This is a genomic window from Streptosporangium sp. CA-135522 (assembly GCF_050949235.1).
GTDB lineage: Bacteria > Actinomycetota > Actinomycetes > Streptosporangiales > Streptosporangiaceae > Streptosporangium.
In genome coordinates this window covers 25,094-44,360 of sequence record NZ_CP192027.1, presented here as the reverse complement: position 1 = coordinate 44,360, position 19,267 = coordinate 25,094, and the positions used below count along the sequence as shown (strand labels likewise).

13 protein-coding genes are annotated in these 19,267 nt (G+C 67.0%); 8 read left to right on the top strand and 5 right to left on the bottom strand.

What is annotated here, in order from left to right:
* The first annotated feature begins 223 nt into the window (after positions 1–223).
* The gene (locus ACQPYK_RS48500; protein WP_433259577.1) at positions 224–4,498 is read left to right on the top strand and encodes a HAMP domain-containing protein; all 4,275 of its coding nucleotides are present in this window, start codon (positions 224–226) and stop codon (positions 4,496–4,498) included.
* Between the two features lie 45 nt (positions 4,499–4,543).
* Complete coding sequence (locus ACQPYK_RS48495; RefSeq protein ID WP_433259575.1) at positions 4,544–6,910, top strand: SpoIIE family protein phosphatase; 2,367 nt, start codon at positions 4,544–4,546, stop codon at positions 6,908–6,910.
* A gap of 146 nt (positions 6,911–7,056) precedes the next feature.
* Here ACQPYK_RS48495 and ACQPYK_RS48490 read toward each other — a convergent pair whose 3' ends face one another.
* Positions 7,057–7,506, bottom strand: coding sequence for a DUF2243 domain-containing protein (locus tag ACQPYK_RS48490; RefSeq protein WP_433259573.1), 450 nt, complete (start codon positions 7,504–7,506; stop codon positions 7,057–7,059).
* Between the two features lie 171 nt (positions 7,507–7,677).
* On the opposite strand from ACQPYK_RS48490, the gene ACQPYK_RS48485 reads away from it, so the two are divergent.
* From ACQPYK_RS48485 to ACQPYK_RS48460, 6 genes are all read left to right on the top strand, one after another.
* Positions 7,678–8,232 (top strand): hemerythrin domain-containing protein, encoded by a 555-nt coding sequence (locus ACQPYK_RS48485; protein WP_433259572.1) that lies wholly within the window; start codon positions 7,678–7,680, stop codon positions 8,230–8,232.
* Positions 8,233–8,261: 29 nt separating this feature from the next.
* Positions 8,262–10,511, top strand: a complete 2,250-nt coding sequence (locus ACQPYK_RS48480; protein ID WP_433259570.1) for a catalase — start codon at positions 8,262–8,264, stop codon at positions 10,509–10,511.
* Positions 10,512–10,788: 277 nt separating this feature from the next.
* Positions 10,789–11,601, top strand: a complete 813-nt coding sequence (locus tag ACQPYK_RS48475) for a radical SAM protein (RefSeq protein ID WP_433259568.1) — start codon at positions 10,789–10,791, stop codon at positions 11,599–11,601.
* 200 nt (positions 11,602–11,801) lie between these two features.
* Positions 11,802–12,113 carry a DUF6247 family protein gene (locus ACQPYK_RS48470; RefSeq protein WP_433259566.1) on the top strand — a complete coding sequence of 104 codons (312 nt, stop codon included), beginning with the start codon at positions 11,802–11,804 and terminating at the stop codon, positions 12,111–12,113.
* Between the two features lie 15 nt (positions 12,114–12,128).
* Entirely contained in the window at positions 12,129–12,323 is a 195-nt protein-coding gene (locus tag ACQPYK_RS48465) for a hypothetical protein (protein WP_433259565.1), read from the top strand.
* A gap of 518 nt (positions 12,324–12,841) precedes the next feature.
* Positions 12,842–13,174, top strand: coding sequence for an STAS domain-containing protein (locus ACQPYK_RS48460; RefSeq protein ID WP_433259563.1), 333 nt, complete (start codon positions 12,842–12,844; stop codon positions 13,172–13,174).
* 469 nt (positions 13,175–13,643) lie between these two features.
* Here the strand turns inward: ACQPYK_RS48460 and ACQPYK_RS48455 are convergent, their stop codons facing one another.
* The 4 genes from ACQPYK_RS48455 to hisD form a co-directional block, all read right to left on the bottom strand.
* A complete protein-coding gene (locus tag ACQPYK_RS48455; RefSeq protein ID WP_433259561.1) occupies positions 13,644–14,138 on the bottom strand; it encodes an Lrp/AsnC family transcriptional regulator in 495 nt (164 codons plus the stop codon).
* A 348-nt stretch (positions 14,139–14,486) separates the two neighbouring features.
* Positions 14,487–16,271, bottom strand: a complete 1,785-nt coding sequence (locus ACQPYK_RS48450; RefSeq protein WP_433259559.1) for a thiamine pyrophosphate-binding protein — start codon at positions 16,269–16,271, stop codon at positions 14,487–14,489.
* Positions 16,259–17,824, bottom strand: a complete 1,566-nt coding sequence (locus tag ACQPYK_RS48445; protein ID WP_433259557.1) for an APC family permease — start codon at positions 17,822–17,824, stop codon at positions 16,259–16,261. The genes ACQPYK_RS48450 and ACQPYK_RS48445 overlap by 13 nt, the downstream gene beginning before the upstream one ends.
* 57 nt (positions 17,825–17,881) lie before the next feature.
* Entirely contained in the window at positions 17,882–19,186 is a 1,305-nt protein-coding gene (hisD, locus tag ACQPYK_RS48440; RefSeq protein ID WP_433259794.1) for a histidinol dehydrogenase, read from the bottom strand.
* Between the last annotated feature and the right edge of the window lie 81 nt (positions 19,187–19,267).

The following is a 19,267-nucleotide window of genomic DNA, read 5'->3' as shown; positions in this document are numbered from 1 at the left end:
GCCGGGGAGCCTCAAACAATCACCGGGAAGCTCCGCCCCTTCTTCCCGCTGATCCGCAAGTCTCAAGCATGGCTCAACGGTTTGCGGCGGGAGAGGTCTCGGCCTCTCGGCATACCTTCACACCGGCACTGCCATAGGCTTCTCAATCTGCCGACCATGGGGCGTATAGCCATAATGGTGGGCTGAAATTGCGAGCACAGCGCTGAGCGGAACGAGGACAGGCATGGACGACACGACAGTCAGCGGTTCGCGCCCAATCGGGCGTGGCAAAGCTGCGCGTGGCGCCGACACAGTGGAGGAGCTAGAACTTCACCAATTGCTGGCCGGACTGACCGCGGTTCGGGACGGGGACTTCGGCACCCGTCTGCCCGATGACGCGGCCGGGTTGCTCGGCGAGATCGCGCTGGTTTTCAACGGCATGGTGGACCAACTGTCGCTGTTCACCTCCGAGGTGACGCGCGTGGCCCGGGAGGTGGGCACCGACGGGCGGCTGGGCGGCCAGGCCGACGTTCCCGGAGTATCGGGCACCTGGAAGGATCTCACCGAGTCGGTCAATGCCATGGCCGGCAATCTCACCGACCAGGTGCGCAGCATCGCCGAAGTCACCACGGCGGTGGCCAAGGGCGACCTGTCGCAGAAGATCACCGTGGACGCCCGGGGTGAGATCCTGGAGTTGAAGAACACCGTCAACACGATGGTCGATCAGCTGTCGTCCTTCGCCGACGAGGTCACCCGGGTGGCCCGTGAGGTGGGCACCGAAGGCCAATTGGGCGGTCAGGCCGACGTCAAGGGCGTGGCCGGCACCTGGCGCGACCTCACCGACTCGGTGAACTACATGGCGGGCAACCTCACCGCTCAGGTGCGCAACATCTCCCAGGTGGCCACGGCGGTGGCCAAGGGCGACCTGTCGCAGAAGATCACGGTGGACGCCCGGGGTGAGATCCTGGAGTTGAAGAACACTCTGAACACGATGGTCGATCAGCTGTCGTCCTTCGCCGACGAGGTCACCCGGGTGGCCCGTGAGGTGGGCACCGACGGCCGGTTGGGCGGTCAGGCCGACGTCAAGGGCGTCTCCGGCACCTGGAAGGCGCTGACGGAGTCGGTGAACGTGATGGCCGACAACCTCACGGCCCAGGTGCGCAGCATCGCCCAGGTCACCACGGCGGTGGCCAAGGGCGACCTGTCGCAGAAGATCAGGGTGGACGCGCGCGGCGAGATCATGGAGTTGAAGGAGACCATCAACACGATGGTCGATCAGCTGTCGGCCTTCGCCGATGAGGTCACCCGGGTGGCCCGCGAGGTGGGCACCGAGGGCCAACTGGGCGGCCAGGCCACCGTGCGCGGGGTGTCCGGCACGTGGAAGGACCTCACCGACAACGTCAACTTCATGGCTTTCAATCTCACCGGCCAGGTGCGTTCCATCGCTCAGGTGGCCACGGCGGTCGCCCGCGGCGACCTGTCGCAGAAGATCACCGTCGAGGCCAAGGGCGAGGTCGCCGCGCTCGCGCAGACCATCAACACCATGGTCGACACGTTGAGCGCCTTCGCCGACGAGGTCACCCGGGTGGCCCGCGAGGTGGGCACCGAGGGTGAGCTGGGCGGTCAGGCACGCGTGCCCAACGTGGCCGGCACGTGGAAGGACCTCACCGACAACGTCAACTCGATGGCCAACAACCTCACCAACCAGGTCCGCAACATCGCTCAGGTCACCACGGCGGTCGCCCAGGGCGACCTGACCAAGAAGATCGACGTGGACGCCCGGGGCGAGATCCTGGAGCTGAAGACCACGATCAACACGATGGTCGATCAGCTGTCCTCCTTCGCGGCCGAGGTCACCCGTGTCGCCCGGGAGGTCGGCAGTGAGGGGCGGCTGGGCGGCCAGGCCGAGGTCGAAGGGGTCTCCGGCACCTGGAAGCGGCTGACGGAGAACGTCAACGAGCTGGCCGGCAACCTGACGCGTCAGGTGCGCGCGATCGCCGAGGTGACCAGTGCCGTGACCTCCGGCGACCTCACCCGGTCGATCACCGTCGACGCCTCCGGCGAGGTGGCCGAGCTCAAGGACAACATCAACTCCATGGTGAAGTCCCTGCGCGAGACCACCCTGGCCAACCAGGAGCAGGACTGGCTCAAGTCCAACCTGGCCCGCATCTCCGGTCTCATGCAGGGACACCGCGATCTCGCCGTCGTGGCCGAACTGGTGATGAACGAGCTGGCCCCGCTGGTGGCCGCCCAGTACGGCGCGTTCTTCCTGGCCGAAGAAACCACAGAGGGCACGCAACTACGTCTTATCAGCTCCTATGGCTACTTCGATGCGGTTGAGCGTCACACCCGCTTCCGGCTCGGTCAATCCCTGGTCGGCCAGGCCGCTCGCAGCCGCCGTACTGTCGCTGTGGACGACGTCCCGGCCGGCTACATCACGATTTCCTCCGGACTCGGCCAGACGATGCCCGCCTGCCTGGTCGTGTTGCCCATCGTGGTCGAAGAGCAGGTACTCGGCGTCATCGAGCTGGCTTCGGTGCATGCCTTCACCCCGGTTCACCGTGCCTTCCTCGACCAGCTCATGGAGACCATCGGTGTCAACGTCAACAACATCGTCGCCAACGCCCGCACCGACGAGTTGCTGGGGGAGTCTCAACGGCTTGCGACCGAGTTGCAGGCCCGCTCCGAAGAGCTGCAAAACCAGCAGGAGGAACTGCAGCGCTCCAACGCCGAACTAGAAGAAAAGGCCGAACTGCTCGCCAGCCAAAACCACGACATCGAAACCAAGAACCTGGAGATCGAACAAGCGCGGCAGGAACTGGAAACGCGCGCCCAGCAGCTATCACTGGCATCGAAGTACAAATCAGAGTTCCTGGCCAACATGAGCCACGAGTTGCGCACCCCGCTCAACAGCCTGCTCATCCTTGCTCAGCTCCTGGCTCAAAACCACACCCGTAATCTCACTCCTAAACAAGTCGAATACGCCAGCATCATCCATTCGGCCGGCTCCGACCTGCTGCAGCTGATCAACGACATCCTGGATCTGTCCAAAGTCGAGGCCGGCAAAATGGACATCGCTCCCGAGCGGGTTCCACTGCGCCAGCTCCTGGACGACGTTGAGGCCACCTTCCGCCCCATGACCACGCAAAAGAGTCTGGACTTCATGGTCACCACGGCTGCCGGGGTGCCGGTGGACGTCTTGACCGACGACTCCCGGCTGCGTCAGGTGTTGCGCAACCTGCTGTCGAACGCGGTGAAATTCACCGAGGCCGGCAGCGTCGAATTGCGCATCGAGCCCGTCTCCTCGGCCGAGGTTCCCGCCTCGGTCCGCCCGTACGGCTCAGCCATCGCCTTCCGCGTCAAGGACACCGGCATCGGCATCGCCGAGCAACAGCTAGAGGTCATCTTCGGTGCCTTCCAGCAGGCCGATGGCACCACCAGCCGCAAGTACGGCGGCACCGGCCTTGGATTGTCGATCAGCCGGGAGATCGCCCAGCTGCTCGGCGGTGCCATCACCGCCCACAGCGCCCCGGGCCAGGGCAGCGTGTTCACCCTCTATCTGCCCGTGGCGCGCCCCGATTTCGAGGAGGCGGCTTCCGACGCCTTGGCCCCCGGCAGCTCGACGCACACGGAGCCGGTACCCGCTCTGCCCTCACCACCTCAAAAGCGGCGGCTGCTGGTAGTTGAAGAACGCGATCGTGGACTGTTGTCCCTGGTAGCCGAAAGCGCCGCGACCGACTTGGCCAACAATCACGACCTGGGTAAGGTACGCGGTCCTGTCGAGGTCGTCACCGCCCTCGGCGCGCAGGAGGCGGCGGCCGCCCTCGCCGCGCAGACCTACCACTGCATCGTCTTGGAGCTCGACATGTCCAACGGTGCGGCGTTGCGCTTCCTGCAAGACATGGACGGCGATTCCGCACTGCACGGTGTCCCCGTCCTGGCCTACAACAACTGGCGCCTGAACCTACGACAGGAAGAACTCCTGCAGTCGCGCGCCGCTACCCAGCCGTTGGAGCTGTTGTCGAGTCTGGATGAGCTGCGCGAACGGATCGCGTTGCACCTTTCGGCTGACGAACCGGGAGACGTCCTGCCCCTAGTCCGGCTTGAGGAGGTGGGACAGCCGACCCCGCAGGTCGATGACACGCTGGCGGGACGCACCGTGCTGGTCGTCGACGACGACAGCCGCAACCTCTACGCCCTGACCGGCATCTTGGAGATTCACGGCCTTCAGGTCCTGCACGCCGAAAACGGCCGCAAGGGCATCGAAGCCCTGATCGCCCATCCAGAGATCGACCTGATCTTGATGGATGTGATGATGCCGGAGATGGACGGCTACGCCGCCACTACCGCGATCCGGGCGATGCCCCGGCACGCGGAACTGCCCATCATCGCGGTGACGGCCAAGGCGATGCCCGGTGACCAGGAGAAAAGCCTCGCTTCTGGCGCCAGTGACCACGTGACCAAGCCGGTCGACGCCAACGATCTGATCGCGCGGATCCAGCGTTGGCTGACCCGATAGGTCACACCCCGGGCATTTGCGTCAGAACCACCAAGGGAGCAGCACGTGCATGACCCTCAGCAGTCGCCCGATACCGGTATCGGCCCTGGGCGGCTGGCTGCCACCGTGGAACGACTGCGCCTGGAGGTGCGCCAAGCCCACGCCGCCGCCGACGGCCGCGCCCTCATTGGGCTGGCCAAAGGAATCTTGGTGGAGCGGCTGCGATGCACTCCGGCTCAAGCCGCCCGGCAGCTCACCGCACTCGCCGAACAAGCTGGGTTGTCGCAGTTGGAACTGGCCGCTGACATCGTCAACCAGACGGCCCAGGACCGGCTGACCGAAGCCGCCAACGCGTTCCTGGTCTCGGCCACCGCGCAAGAAGGCGCTCTCGGCGGCACCTCCATGGCGGTACGGCTGCGCACCACCGAAAGCGGTGTGCTAGCCGCAAACGACACCCAGGCGGTCGCCGACTCTTTGCTGGAACACGCGCTCGTCCCGCTCGGCGCCACGATGGTCGCGGTATGGGCCGCAGGACCCGACGCTTCCCTTACGCTGGCGGGATTTGCGGGCTTCACTCCCGAGGAGGCTGAGCGATGGCATTATGTGCCGCCAGGCGTGGCGACGCCCGCCCGCCGGGCGCTGGTCGAGCGGCAGGCGGTGTGGTTCACGAACCTGTCGCAGATGAATCTGCCCTCCATCGGCCACAAGCAGTCTCCCAGCGGAGGCCGAGTCACCGTGCCTGCGGGCACCGGAGGCCGTATCCTCGGCGTCCTGGAGATCGGCTGGCCGCACCCCCTGGCGCCACAACCCCCGCAGATACAGCGCCAAATCGAAGCTTTGGCCGAACTGTGCGCCCACACCCTGGAGACCCGTCTGACAGCGCTCTCCGGCTCGGCGCTCACCCGGCAAGGCAGCAGCCGAGACGGCGCAGAATTGGTAGAACTCGTCGACGGTCTGCACGACTCTGCGCTGGTGTTGCGAGCCCACCTTGACCCCGACGGCCGACTCGTCGACTTCCGTATTCACCACATCAACAGCCACTTCATCGATCCCGCCGGCCGCCCCCGAAACGCCGTCATCGGAGGACTCCTGCTGGAGACCTATCCGATGGCCATCGGAGAAAGCGGCCTGTTTGAAAAGATCGAACACGTCCACGCCACCGGCGAACCCTTCCGCACCGAGCGGATGGTCCTCACCACTTTGGTCGACCAAGTGCCGCTGACCATCGTGGCCGATATCAGCATCAGCCGCCACGGCGACAGCGTGCTGCTCATCTGGCGTGTCCAGGACGAGGCAGCTCGGCTAGCGAACCTGTTGCAGCACGCCCAGCGCCTAGGCCGGATCGGAGGTTTCGAGGAAAACACCGCAACCGGAGAGATCACCTGGAACGGCCAGTTGTTCACCCTCCACGGGCTACCGCCTACCGCTACGCCGATTCCCTTGCAGCAGCTGCCCGAGCACGCCCACCCCGACGATGCCGTCGCCATTGGCCGCTTCCTGCGTACCCTGCACCATCATCGCCGCCCCGCCTCCACTGCTTTTCGCCTGCAACGCCCCGACGGAATCGCCCGTCACATCCGTGTCGTCGCCGAACCCGTCCTCGATGCCAACGCCCGCCTGCTCGCCATCCGCGGCGCCTACCAAGACATCTCCGCTCAGCACTGGACCGAGGTCGCTTTGGCCGCCACCCGCGACCAACTCGCCCATAGCGAGCAGCACGCCGCCGAACGCAACCGGCTGGCCCTGCAACTGCAGCAAGCCATCATGCCGCCCACCCGAGATCCCATCGACGCCTTCGGCCTGAACATCGCCGTCCGCTACCGCCCTGCCGAAAAAGATCACTTGGTAGGAGGCGACTGGTACGACACCGTTATCCTGCCCTCCAAGCAGATCCTGTTGTCGGTGGGCGATGTCGCCGGCCACGGTATTGAGGCGGCCACCGGCATGGTCGTCTTGCGTAACGCACTACGCGGCCTGGCCGCCACCGGCGCGGGCCCCGCCCAGCTTCTGTCCTGGCTCAACCTCGTCGCCCATCACCTGACCGACCATGTCACCGCGACCGCGGTCTGCGGCATTTACGACCCGCACACCCAAATCCTGCGCTGGGCCCGGGCCGGGCACCTGCCGCCCATCTTGGTCCGCCAGGATCAGGCCGCCGAGCTGCCGCTCATCGACGGTGTCCTGCTCGGGGCCATTGCCGAGACGGACTACGAGGAGGGACAGCTTCAGCTACAAAGAGACGACGTCTTGCTGCTGTACACCGACGGGCTGATCGAACGCAGAGATCGTACCCTCCAGTACTCCCAGCGACAGCTTCTTTCTCTCGCGAAAAGCCCCGCCGCCACCCTCGAGCAACGGCTCAACCACCTGCTCACCCACAGCAGCTCCGATACCGACGACGACACCTGCCTCATTGGTATCCAGCTTCGCTGAATTTCGAGAAAGCGCGTTCCATTTACCGGAAAGCTCTACTGAAGATAGCCCGGTTTGGCGAATTCTTCTTTTCAAGAAGAAACTCACGGTGCTGAACAACGTTTCACGGTGCGCAGGACACGGCCGCCTTGTCGGCTACGGCCGTCCTATGCGCCACCCACGTCGCGCGACCGCGCGGGCGCGCGCGCCAGCGTGTACCCCACCGCCATCAGCAGTAGCCCCGACGCGAGGAAGGCCAGATCGTAAGCGAGCTGGCCGGAGCCGTGCTTCACATGATGCACGCCGAGGATCTGGTGGTCGAGGAGTCCTTCGACGAAGTTGAAGGCGCCCCATCCGGCGACGGTCCATCCGGCCAGTGCCCGGCCGGGGACAGGAGCCGCGCGGGCGAGCAGGACGACGCCGGTGACGACGAGCGCCAGGCAGAGCAGGTGAAACAGGCCGTCTCCGATCATGTTGACGTGCTCGTCGTCCGGATACCAGCCGCTGAGCATGTGGTGCCAGCCGAGGAGCTGATGCAAGACGATTCCATCCACGAACCCGCCGAGGCCCAGACCAAGGACGAGGCCCGCCAGACGGGCTGAGGTAGTCGATGTCATGGGCGCCGAGTTACCCCCGGCGGACAGCGCCATGCGTCGCCGGTCATAGCCGCCCGCGAGAAGGGCGAGGACGGACGTCGTGTCCGGACGATCGGTTCGCGTAAGCGTGCCGGCGCCGCATGTGTCTCTCTGCGTCGGGTAGCACCTCACAAGTCACAATCAGGAGGGGAAATGACGCAAACCGTAATTGATCTCATCATGGTGGACCACCGCGACGTCGAGATGATCTTCGAAAAGCTCAAGGAGCAGCCGCAGAACCGTCCCGCGCTGGTGGCCGAGCTGGCCGCCAAATTCGTCGCGCACGCCCGCGCCGAAGAGGCGAAGGTCTACCCCGAGCTGGCCAGGGCCAACCCGTCGGAGCGCGAGGAGGTCCACCACGGCGTCGAGGAGCATCACGAGGCCGAGGAACTGCTGGCCAAGCTGATGGACGCCAACCCTGACGAGCCGCAGTTCCTCAGTGTCCTGGAGGAGATGGTCAAGGCCGTCGGCCACCACGTCGAGGAGGAGGAGAACGAGATCCTCCCGGCCATGGCCAAGGCCATCCCGGCCGACAAGCTCGTCAAGCTGGGCCGCGTCTTCAGTCAGGCCAAGGCCGACGAGCTGGCGACCCCGCCCAAGCCCGTCGGGCGTACCAAGCAGGAACTGCTGGAGCAGGCGAAGGAGAAGGGTGTGGCGGGCTACAGCTCGATGACCAAGGACGAACTGATCGACGCGCTCAGCGACTAGTGCCGCTGGTACATAGGGGGACGATTCACATGCCGGAAGAGACCAACCCAGTGGCCAAGGCCGTCGACAAGGTGATCGACGCGGTGGCCGACCGCGGCCCGCAAGGAGAGATCCCGGGGCGACCCGGCGTCGAGCCGCCGAGTCTCGCCGAACCCGTGAAGCCACGCGGTCCGCTGCCGCCCAAGCCCGACCAGCACGGGCCCGACCCGTTCACGCCTACGGGGCAGCCGTCCGGCGAGACGGCCGAGGCTCGCGCCCAGGGCGGGCAGTTCCTGACCACGGCCACCGGCACGCGCCTGCCCGACACCGACCACTCGCTCAAGGCGGGGCCGCGCGGGCCGACCCTGCTGCGCGACCATCACCTGCGTGAGAAGATCACGCACTTCGACCACGAGCGCATTCCGGAGCGGGTCGTGCACGCCCGCGGCGCCGCCGCGCACGGCGTCTTCCGGGCGTACGGCACCGCCGCCAACCTCAGCAAGGCCGCGTTCCTGGCCAAGGACGCCGAAACGCCGGTGTTCGTGCGCTTCTCCACCGTGCTGGGCTCGCGCGGCTCGGCCGACACCGTCCGCGACACGCGGGGCTTCGCAACGAAGTTCTACACCTCCGAAGGCGTCTTCGACCTGGTCGGCAACAACATCCCGGTCTTCTTCATCCAGGATGCGATCAAGTTCCCGGACATCATCCACGCGGGCAAGCCGCACCCGGACCGGGAGATCCCGCAGGCCCAAAGCGCGCACGACACGTTCTGGGACTTCGTCTCCCTGCACACCGAGGCGACTCACCACACGATCTGGAACATGTCCGACCGCGGCATCCCGCGCTCGTACCGGATGATGGAGGGCTTCGGCGTTCACACCTTCCGCTTAGTCGCTAAGGACGGCGGCACGGTCCTGGTGAAGTTCCACTGGAAGCCGAAGGCGGGCGTGCACTCGCTGGTGTGGGAGGAGGCGCAGCTCCTGGCCGGCGTCGACCCCGACTTCCACCGGCGCGACCTGGCCGACTCTATCGAGGCGGGCGGCTTCCCCGAGTGGGAACTGGGCGTGCAGACCTTCCCCGACTCCGGGAACCAGACGTACGAGGGCATCGATCTGCTCGACCCGACGAAGATCGTGCCGGAGGAACTGGCGCCGGTGCAGCCAATCGGGCTGATGACGCTCAACGCCAACCCGGTCAACTACTTCACCGAGACCGAGCAGGTCGCCTTCCACGTCGGCCACCTGGTGCCGGGCATCGACGTCACCGACGACCCGCTGATGGCGGGGCGCCTGTTCTCCTACCTGGACACGCAGATCAGCCGGCTCGGCGGGCCGAACTTCGACCAGCTGCCGATCAACCGGCCGCACGCCCCGGTCAACGACATGCTGCGCGATGGCATGCACCAGACCGCCGTGCACGCCGGGGCGGCGCCGTACCGGCCGAACTCGCTCGACGGCGGCTGCCCGTTCCACGCGCCCGACGGCTACGTCGAGATGCCCTTCCCCGTGGAAGCGGGGCCGCGCGGACGGCTCGCGCCTGCCTCCTTCAACGACCACTTCAGCCAGGCGCGGTTGTTCTGGCTGAGCCTGTCGCCAGTGGAGCAGGAGCATGTGATCGCCGCGTACACGTTCGAACTGAGCAAGGTGTACGAGCAGGCGATCAAGGAGCGGCAGCTCCTGGTGCTGGCCCGAATCGACCCGGTGCTGTGCCAGGAGGTCGCCGCCGGGCTCGGTCTGCCCGCGCCCGACGACACGTCCGAAGGCGACTCGGAGCCCAGTCCCGCGCTGTCACAGGTGGGCGAGACCTGGCCGACGACGGGCCGGATCATCGGCATCGTGGCCGGTCCCGATCTCGACGCCGTACGGACGGTGCGGCAGGCGGTGCTGGACGGCGGCATGGTGCCGCTAGTAATCGCGCCGACCGGCGGCGTCCTGCCCGGGGCGGGCGAGCCCGTGACCGTGCAGCGCACCTTCGCGACGGCCCGTTCGGTGGAGTTCGACGCGATCCTCGTCGCCGGCGCTCCGGCACCCGACGCCGACGCCCAGGGCGCCCGCGACGCCAAGGCGGGGGCGAGCGGCCCGATCGACCCGCGGATCGCGCTGCTGCTCGGCGAGGCGTATCGACACGCCAAGCCGATCGGCGGCTGGGGCGACGCGCAGGACGCGTTCGCCACTGCGGCGATCCCGACCGGGTCGCCGGGCGTGGTGTCCGGCGATGCGGCGGCCGCCGTCCTTGAGGAGGTGACCGGGCTGCTGGCCCGTCACCGCGTCTGGGAACGGTTCCCGAGCATGCTCGCGTAGCAGCCGAGTGGCCGGGAGGGCGTCGCGACTTTGGTCGCGACGCCCCTTTTCGTTTCGGCCCGCCCTACACACGCGGCCCCGGAATACGATACGGGCGAACCGCACCCGGCCACCGACCGGAAAGAACTTGGTTCTTTCCGGTCCCCGCAACCGTCTCTCCACAGGTCAGTAACCTGGCCTCGGTTTGGGTGCCAATCCGGTCCCACGTGCCGCACGACAGTCGGTCGCCGAAACCTCCCTCGGGCTCCCGGCCCCACTTTCTGACCTGCGGTTTCAAATGGGCGCAGCCCCCGGGCCGCCCCTCTTGCAAACCTGGCTGGCCGTACTGGCCGAACACGGCGTCACCTCCAGCGCTCTGCTGCGCCTGACCGGCCGCCACGGCGGCACCGACGGCGGCATCCAGAGCGCGGGTCGTGGCGGCCGCCAGCATCTCAGCGGTCAGACCATCAACCTCATCGTAAAAACGCCGCCGCCTGGCCGGGCTGGACCGCCGGAGACCTACACCGCCCACGGGCTACGCGTCGGCGGCGCCACCTTCGCCGCCAAAGCCGACGCGCCCATGCCGGCCATCACCACTTATGGCCGCTGGGCCGACAGCTCTCCCACGGTGGCCGGCTGGATCCAGCACAGCGTGCAGACCAACGCCACCCTCATCGACGATGAGTGGTGCGACCTGCTCGCCCGCTACCAGGTCCGCGTCGGCGTCAGCATCGACGGCCCCGCGGCCTTGAACGCCCGGCGGGTGGATCTCCGCGGCCGGCCTGCCTTCGACCGGATCGTGCGCAACATCCGCCGCCTCCACGATCACGGCATCCGCTTCTCCCGATCGCCGTCGGGGCCGAAGGCATCGAGCAGCCCGAACCCCTCCTGGGCTTCCTCGCCGAGCTGGGGCCGCACACCATCGGCTTCAACGTGGAGGAGATGGGAGGCGTCAACAACCAGCGGTGCGGGATCACCCAGGACCAGGCCGAACGGTTCTGGCGGCGAGTCATGGATTGGCGCAGGACCCACAGCGGAGGGCCCGCGCCGCCGCAGCGATCGTCGCCAGCGCCTCGTGCACGCCCGGCGTCGAGCACGCGTTGTCCATTGAGTCCCTCGCCGAGAAGAACGCCCGCCGATCGGTGGCCTATTCGCCGAGCCTACAATGGCACCGTGGTGGGTCAGGCGACGGAGTGGTTGACCCACCACGGCGGCGGCCGCGTCATCGGCCCATCCGTGCGCGGGACTTGTCTTACGACCACGTCAGCCCCGCTCGGTAGACCGCCAGGAGTACCGGAAGGAGCCGCCACCATGACCGCCCAGCCTCACGCGGGCCCCAGCCCGGCGATCGAGCGAACCTTCACCGCAGTACGGGCGGCGCTGCCCGCCGTCAACGTGATCGCGTTCGACGCCGAGCTCGCAGCGATCACCCACGCGGACGTGGTGGATCTAGCCGCCCTGGACGACTTCCTCACCGGCTGGTGGCACATCGCGGTGCGGGCGGCCGATGACCCGGACGACTGGCAGCGCATGCCCGCCGAGGCCGAGCAGATCCGATCCGGCCGGCGGCCTGCGGGCCCGTCACTGGCCGAGGTCCTGGCCCGGCGGGGAGCACACCTGTAGGTGTATGCCATCAGGATGGGCAGCCCGGTCGCTGAAGCCCAGCTCGATGCCTTGTCCGATCCGGAGATCGACACCCTGTTGGAGATCTACGAGGTGCTTCGACTGACGCCGAGCAACGGCCGCCGACTTACCATGACCGGCGATATGTACGTCTGGGACCACAAGGGCATCTCGGTGACCTACGTCCTGATAGATGTACCCCCAGCGTGAGGTCGCGGTGCTGGGCATGGATCGCCACCCGATCTAGGCTCCGCCCCGGGCCGATTACCCATGAGGATGAATGCCCCGTTGGGCGTGACCCTGTCGCCGGACGTTACCCGCCGGGAACGCTTGCCGGTGCCCGGGTTGCCTGACGCCTTAAAATCTTCCCCATCGAGCAACGATCAGGGGCCCGTGAGGCGTCTTCCTCACTGACTGGGCACCGATTCGGGGGGACGACCTCAGTCCGCGCAAAGGGCCGGGCCTCTTGGCGGGACAGTCAAGACGGGGCTCGGCCTGGACCGGGTCACCGACCCGGCCGTTGGCCCCGGAGAGGTGTGTCCGCACCGCCTCTCTGGGGCAGCGGCGCTCGCTGCCGGCCCAGGCAGAAAAATGGCGCAGGTTTAGCGCTCCGAGGGGTGACAGCGGGCACTGGGGCGTGCTGCCCTGCCAGGGAGGACCCGGTTTCGGGCACCTCCGGTGAGGTGGCCGATCCCGCCCTGGGAGGTCGATCCATCCTGAAGACGGCAATGCCGGACCTGGCCGTCAGTGTGGACATCGAGAAGCACCACACCGTGGTGCACGTGCGCGGCGAGATCGACCTGGCCACGGCGGACCTGCTGGAAGCCATGCTGGACCAAGCCCTCATAGCGGGTGCCCGCTGGGTCGAGGCGGACCTGACGCGGGTACCGTTCATGGACTGCTCCGGGCTGGGCGTGCTCATTGGCGCCAAACAGCGCCTGCAGCAGTCGGGCGGCACCCTGACCCTGTCCGGCCTCGGCCCTGCGGTCCAGCGGCTGCTGTGGGCCGCCGGACTCGATCATCGGCTGGACACGACGAGAGCGTCGGCGCACGGTCGATGACGCTCAGGGCTACCGTCGGCCGCTAAATCCGCTACGGCCCATCCGACGGTCAGCGTGGTTGCCGCGGACGAGACAACAGCACCAGTATGATCAGCGCCGCGACGAGGAACGCCAGCGCGGGAAGGAAAGCCTTGATCATGGCGATGCTCACAATCTGCGCCACATGGTCAACCAATGATTACTATGCATATTGCTCTGACTCCGGATGGTGAACCCCGTCCATCGTCCGGAGTCGAGCCTTACGCGAGCAGAGGCGCAGACACCGCGCCTGCGACGCCGCCGGACAGACCGCAAGTAGAGCCAGCCCATGGATCCGCCATCCGCCCTACCCGCCCTGGCGAGCCTTGAGGTCTGGTTTCGGCGAGTCCTGCGCCTGGCCGGAGCCTCGGCGCCCACGCCCCCTCTCGCCCGCCCACCAGACCTGCCCGGCGGCGCCGACCGATGCCGTTGTTGCGCATTCCGCACCAGCTCACCCCTGCGGGGTCATTGGTCTGCTCGTCGCGGGCGGAGCACGGCGAGGGACGCGGCGTTCTGGCTTATGGACCGGGTGCTGGGCCGCACCGGCACGCTTGCTGTTACGGATGAGCGGTGTGCTCTCCAGTTGGCGGATCCCCGGTAGGTTTCCTATTCCGCGTTCGAGGAAGTCGTACGGGGCGTCCACGTCGCGGCAGGCGACGAAGACCAGCAAGTTGGTCGGGCCGGTGGTGGCCGCGGTGAAGGTGACCTCGAGATGCGCGGCGATCGCCTCGGCCGTCCGGCGCACCTGGGCCGGATCGACGGCCAGCCAGAATACGGCGAGCGTCTCGAGCCCCAGTAGCAGGGGATCGATGGCCACGTCGAAGAACAGCGCGCCGCGTCGGCGCAGCTGCGCCAGTCTGCGTTTGGCCGTCATCTCCGACCAGCCGGCTACCTTGGCGATATCGGGATAAGTTATGCGGTCGTCCCGGGCCAGGGTGGCCAGCATCTGTTCGTCGCCTTCCTGCAGGCCTATGGGGGCTCCGACCTGCATATCCGTTGAAAGTTTCTCCATTGCTACCGGCACCCCTGAATGACCCCGCGACCCTCATCACCGTGCTCCATGAGACGACGAGATCACCTGCCGCACCCCCGCCGAATCCGCTGGCGTGGCTGACGTTGTGGTGGCGAACGAATCGGCACCCGCCACGGCGACCGGCGGCATCACGTACGCGTGAGCCGACCAGCCACGCCTCGGGCGTACTCATGACAATGGCAGCTATGACCTACGCGGCGATGCCTGCCGCTCACCCCAGATCTGGTCAAGGCACACGACTCCCCGTAGTATCCGGCGCGCTCAGAGGTGCTGCTCGTTCTGACGGTACGCGCGATACTCGTCCTGGCCTTCCTCGACATACTCCGGGATGGGGAAGTCCCACCAGCCCGGCACCCAGGGGCCCGCGGCGTCGCGCGACGTGGGCACCTCCACCAGCACCGGCGCGTTGAGTGCGACCGCCTTCCGCAGGGTCTCCTCCAGCTCTGCGTCACTTTCGACCCGGAAGGAGGTCAGCCCGAACGCCTCGCCGAGGGCCTTGTAGTCCGGGCTGTAGGGCGTGCCGTCGGGGCGGTTGAACTCCGTACCGATGTGCCGGTTGGTCTGCTTGCGCTGACCACCCCGGATCGACATGAAGCCCGAGTTGTTCTGCACCACGAACACGACCGAGATGTCGTTCGTCACGCACAGGCCGATCTCCTGCGCCGTCATCAGGAAGTCGCCGTCGCCGAGAACGCAGACCACCGTCCGATCGGGGGCGCCCAGCTTCGCGCCGATGGCGGCGGGCACGGCCCACCCCATGGACGAGAAGCCTCCCGAGGTGAGATGCGTGCGCGGCTCGTAGACGGGAAACGTCTGCTTCACCGCGCCCTGGGTGTTACCGGAACCGGCGACGATGATGGCGTCCCGTGGCAGGACCTTGCGGAGGGCGCCCAAGGGGCGCTGGGAGGTGAAGGGGAAGCGGTCGGAATCGCGGCGCTCGGACAGCAGCGCCTCCCACTCCCCCTTCCTCTCGGCGAGTTCGGCCTCGTAGGAGGAGCGGTCCGGGCTACCGGCGGGCAGCGCGTCCGCGATCTGCCCCACCGTCACCCGGGCGTCCGCGACGATGCCCACAGTGGCGGGATAGTTCTTGCCGATCTCCTGCGGGTCGACATCGATGTGGATCAGCTTGGAGTCCGGGATCGAGAAGGTCACGCCTTTCGCGTAGCTCGAAGCGGACCAGTCGGTGAAGCGACAGCCCACGGCGATGACGACATCGGCGGTGGAGGCGATGCGGTTGCCGACGGGCGTTCCGGTCTGGCCGACGCTGCCGGCGAACAGACCGTGGTCCTCGGGGAAGGCACTCTTGCCGTTCCACGTGGTGACGACCGGGATGCGGCACTTTTCGGCGAGCCGCAGGATCTCCCCGGACGCTTCGCCGGTGATGGCGCCGCCACCGACCACCATGACCGGCCGCTCCGCCGCGGACAGCACCTTCACCGCGGCGGCGATCGCAGCCGGGTCCGGGTAGGCGACCCCGACCGGGAGCCGCTCCTCCAGCGCGTGGATCTCCACGTCCGCGCTCTCGGCCTGGACGTCCATGGGGATCTCCAGATGGACCGGGCCCGGCCGTCCCGTCTTCATCGCGCTGAAGAGCCGCTGCATGATGAACGGCAGTTCGTCTACGCGCTGGGCCACCCAGTGCCGCTTGGACACGGCCTCGGCGATCTTCGGGAAGTCGTTCGCCGTGAAACGCTCCAGCTCCTGAAGGAGGCCATGGCCACGCATATGGGTCGGCGGCCCTCCAGTGATCAGGATGGTGCTCGTGGAGTCGGTGTAGGCCGTCGCCATGCCGATCACCGTGTTGCTGGCACCGGCACCGATGGACGTCACGGCGGCCATCGGCTGGCCGGTGACCCGGTAGTAGCCGTCTGCCATGTGCACGGCGCTCTGCTCGTGGAACACCTGGATGAAGGGGATCTCGGAGCCCTCCTCCAGGAAGGCGTCCGTCAGTGACCAGATGCCGTGGCCCGGGATGCCTGCGACGTATTTGACGCCGTATTCCTTGAGGGCTTGGGCCACGATCTGTCCGCCGGTCAGCTCAGCCATGACTCGTCCTTTCTTTCTGTGGGTTCTGCGGCCAGATGGGAGGCCCGCAACCGCTCGGCCATTTCGACGGCGTCTCCCTCTGGAGCGCTCGACCTGCGGAATGGCTTCGCGACCAGCAGATAGATGAGTCCGGTGGCGGCCACGATCAGGAACCCGATGAGTGAGATCCAGCGGTCGTAGAACGCGAGGTTAGCGTCACCGGACGGTTTGGCGAGCATCACCATGGCGAAGATGCCGTATGCGAGTGCGGCGATCGACACTGGCCAGCCTCCCCTGCCGAGGGAGAACCTGCCTGCCGGACGCCAGCCCTTCCGCCGAGCGCGCAGCGAAGCGAAAACGACCATCTGGAAGGCGAAGTATCCAGCGAGCATCTGGAAGGAGGCGATGCGAAACAGCGAGTCGGGCAGATAATAGATGAATACGTAGAGCAGTATAGGCAGCACGTTCGCGGCGATGAGCGCGTTGACGGGGACGTGCGTCCGGGTGGAGATCTTCGAGAACCAGGTGCTGCGGGGGAACATGTCGTCGCGTGCGAAGGAAAAGATGAGCCGGCTCGCCGCCGCCTGCTGGCCCATGACGCAGGCCAGGAACGAGGTCAGGGCCACGACCAGGAAGATCTTGGTGCCCACCGTTCCGAGCGTGCTCTGCAGGATGACCGGGATCGGGTTGGTGATCTCACCGTTGACGATGCCTTGGAGGTCGGGGGCGGCCAGGACGTACCCGGCGAAGGCGAACAGCGCCGCCGCACCCCCGATCAGGACGGTCATCTGCATGGAGCGGGGAATCGCACGTCCCGGATTCGGCGTCTCCTCCGCGACCTCTCCGCACGCTTCGAAGCCGTAGAAGAGCAGGAGCCCGACCAGCGCGGAGGCGAGGAAGGGCGAGGCGTAGCCGCCGGTGCCCCCGGTTCCCATCGTATCGAAGAAGACCGACACGGAGTTGTGTCGCTCGAAGACCAGCAGGTAGAGCCCGACCACGATGATCCCGGAGAGTTCGGCCGCGAGGCCCACCTTGGCGATCCGGGCCAGTGTCTTGCTCCCCGTGGTGTTGAGCAGCAGTCCGATCACCGTGACGACGATCGCGATGACGAACTTCTCGCCCGGCGTCGACGCCGTTCCCGGGTCCGTGGCGTTGCCGTGCAGCAGTGCCTGGACGAAGTCCGCGCTGAAGATGGCGGTCGTCGTGATGCCGATGATGACGCCGGAGATGTAGATCCACGAGAGCATCCAGGCGTACGGACCGCTCCAGAGCCGCCGGGCCCACTGGTAGAGCCCGCCCGCGATCGGGTACTGGGACACGACTTCGCCGAACACCAGCGAGACGAGGAACTGTCCGCCCGCGGCGATGATGATCCACCACACGACCGGTGGTCCCGCCGTCGTCAGCCCCTGGGCGAACAGGGCGATGATTCCGACCAGGGGAGAGAGGTAGAGGAACCCGAGAGCGAAGTTCGACCAGAGACTGACGCGGCGGTCGAAGCGCTCCTCGTAGCCGAGCGTTCTCAAGTAGGCGTCGTCGGAGAACGCCTCTGGCGGTGGATGTGGATCTGACATGAGCGTTCCTTCATAAAAGTGGCAAGGCAGGCAACAGGTGGCTAGAAGCGGATAGGGTCAGGAAGCGTCAGAGGCCGCGAGCCAGGGGATGCCCGCGGTGTCGAACCGCGCGGCTCGTACATCACCGGACCTCGCGTGGCCCTCGAAATTCTCCAGGCGGCTCATGCGGCCGCAGAGCTCGCCGAAGAAGGCGCTGCTGCTCGGGTCACGGACCTCCTGGTAGGTGACCGTGCGCAGATACTTGCCGACCCACAGGCCACCGGTGTAGCGGGCGGCTCCCCGGGTGGGCAGCACGTGGTTGGTGCCGATGACCTTGTCGCCGAACGACACGCAGGTGTTCTCACCAAGGAAGAGCGCGCCGTAGTCACGCATCTTGTCCAGAGCCTCACGCGGCGTCTCCGTCAGGATCTGCACATGCTCCGACGCGTACTGGTCGGCCAGCGCATACGCCTCGTCCAGGGTGTCGACGAGGTGGACGGCGCCGTGATCGCGCCACGCCCTTGAGGCGATATCGCGCGTCGGCAGGTCCACGAGCAGCCGGTCGATCCAGTCCAGGCTCCCCCTGCCCACGCGTTCGGACGTCGTGATGAGCACCGCGGGAGAGTCGGGTCCGTGCTCGGCCTGGCTGAGCAGGTCCACGGCGACCACAAAAGGATCAGCGGAGTCGTCGGCGACGATCAGGACCTCGGTGGGACCGGCGAACAGATCGATGCCGACCTCGCCAAAGAGCTGCCTCTTCGCCTCGGCGACGTAGGCGTTGCCCGGGCCCGCGATGACGTGCACGGGAGGGATCGTTTCGGTCCCGAGGGCGAGGGCGGCGATGGCCTGCACGCCCCCAAGCACGTAGATCTCCTCGGCTCCGGCGAGATGCATGGCGGCGACGCTGACCGGCGGCACCTCGCCCCGGTTCGGCGGCGTGGTGGCCGCGACGCGCTCGACGCCTGCCACCTTCGCTGTCACGATCGTCATGTGGGCCGATGCCGTCAGCGGATAGCGCCCGCCCGGCACATAGGCGCCGGCCGCTGACACCGGGATGTTCTTCTGGCCGAGGAAGACGCCCGGAAGCGTCTCGATCTCGAAGTCGTGCAACGACTCACGCTGGGCACGGGCGAAGTCGCTCACCTGTTTCTGGACGAAGCGGATGTCATCCAGCACAGTGGTCGGCAAAGCCGCCACGATCGCCGCGATCTGAGCGGGGCCGAGCCGAAATGAGGCGGGCTGCCAGTGATCGAAGGTGCCTGAGTGGCGCCGGACGGCCTCGTCACCGTCCGCTCTTACATCGGCGATGACCTGGGCCACTGTCTGCGCCACCTGAGAGTCACCAATCGGCGCCTCAGCTTGGCCGGCGGGACGCTTGAGCATGCGCTGGGAGTCAACGGTCACGGTGGGTCTCCTGCTGGGTGCGGGGCGATGTGGGGTCGAGTCTGCCCATTGACGCACCGT

Excerpts from the sequence above, each read along its gene's own strand:
- ACQPYK_RS48500 (WP_433259577.1), top strand. The coding sequence starts at position 224 with ATGGACGACACGACAGTCAGCGGTTCGCGCCCAATCGGGCGTGGCAAA.
- ACQPYK_RS48490 (WP_433259573.1), bottom strand. The coding sequence starts at position 7,506 with ATGACATCGACTACCTCAGCCCGTCTGGCGGGCCTCGTCCTTGGTCTG.
- ACQPYK_RS48485 (WP_433259572.1), top strand. The coding sequence starts at position 7,678 with ATGACGCAAACCGTAATTGATCTCATCATGGTGGACCACCGCGACGTC.
- ACQPYK_RS48480 (WP_433259570.1), top strand. The coding sequence starts at position 8,262 with ATGCCGGAAGAGACCAACCCAGTGGCCAAGGCCGTCGACAAGGTGATC.
- ACQPYK_RS48475 (WP_433259568.1), top strand. The coding sequence starts at position 10,789 with ATGGGCGCAGCCCCCGGGCCGCCCCTCTTGCAAACCTGGCTGGCCGTA.
- ACQPYK_RS48470 (WP_433259566.1), top strand. The coding sequence starts at position 11,802 with ATGACCGCCCAGCCTCACGCGGGCCCCAGCCCGGCGATCGAGCGAACC.
- ACQPYK_RS48465 (WP_433259565.1), top strand. The coding sequence starts at position 12,129 with ATGGGCAGCCCGGTCGCTGAAGCCCAGCTCGATGCCTTGTCCGATCCG.
- ACQPYK_RS48460 (WP_433259563.1), top strand. The coding sequence starts at position 12,842 with ATGCCGGACCTGGCCGTCAGTGTGGACATCGAGAAGCACCACACCGTG.
- ACQPYK_RS48455 (WP_433259561.1), bottom strand. The coding sequence starts at position 14,138 with ATGCTGGCCACCCTGGCCCGGGACGACCGCATAACTTATCCCGATATC.
- ACQPYK_RS48450 (WP_433259559.1), bottom strand. The coding sequence starts at position 16,271 with ATGGCTGAGCTGACCGGCGGACAGATCGTGGCCCAAGCCCTCAAGGAA.
- ACQPYK_RS48445 (WP_433259557.1), bottom strand. The coding sequence starts at position 17,824 with ATGTCAGATCCACATCCACCGCCAGAGGCGTTCTCCGACGACGCCTAC.
- hisD (WP_433259794.1), bottom strand. The coding sequence starts at position 19,186 with ATGCTCAAGCGTCCCGCCGGCCAAGCTGAGGCGCCGATTGGTGACTCT.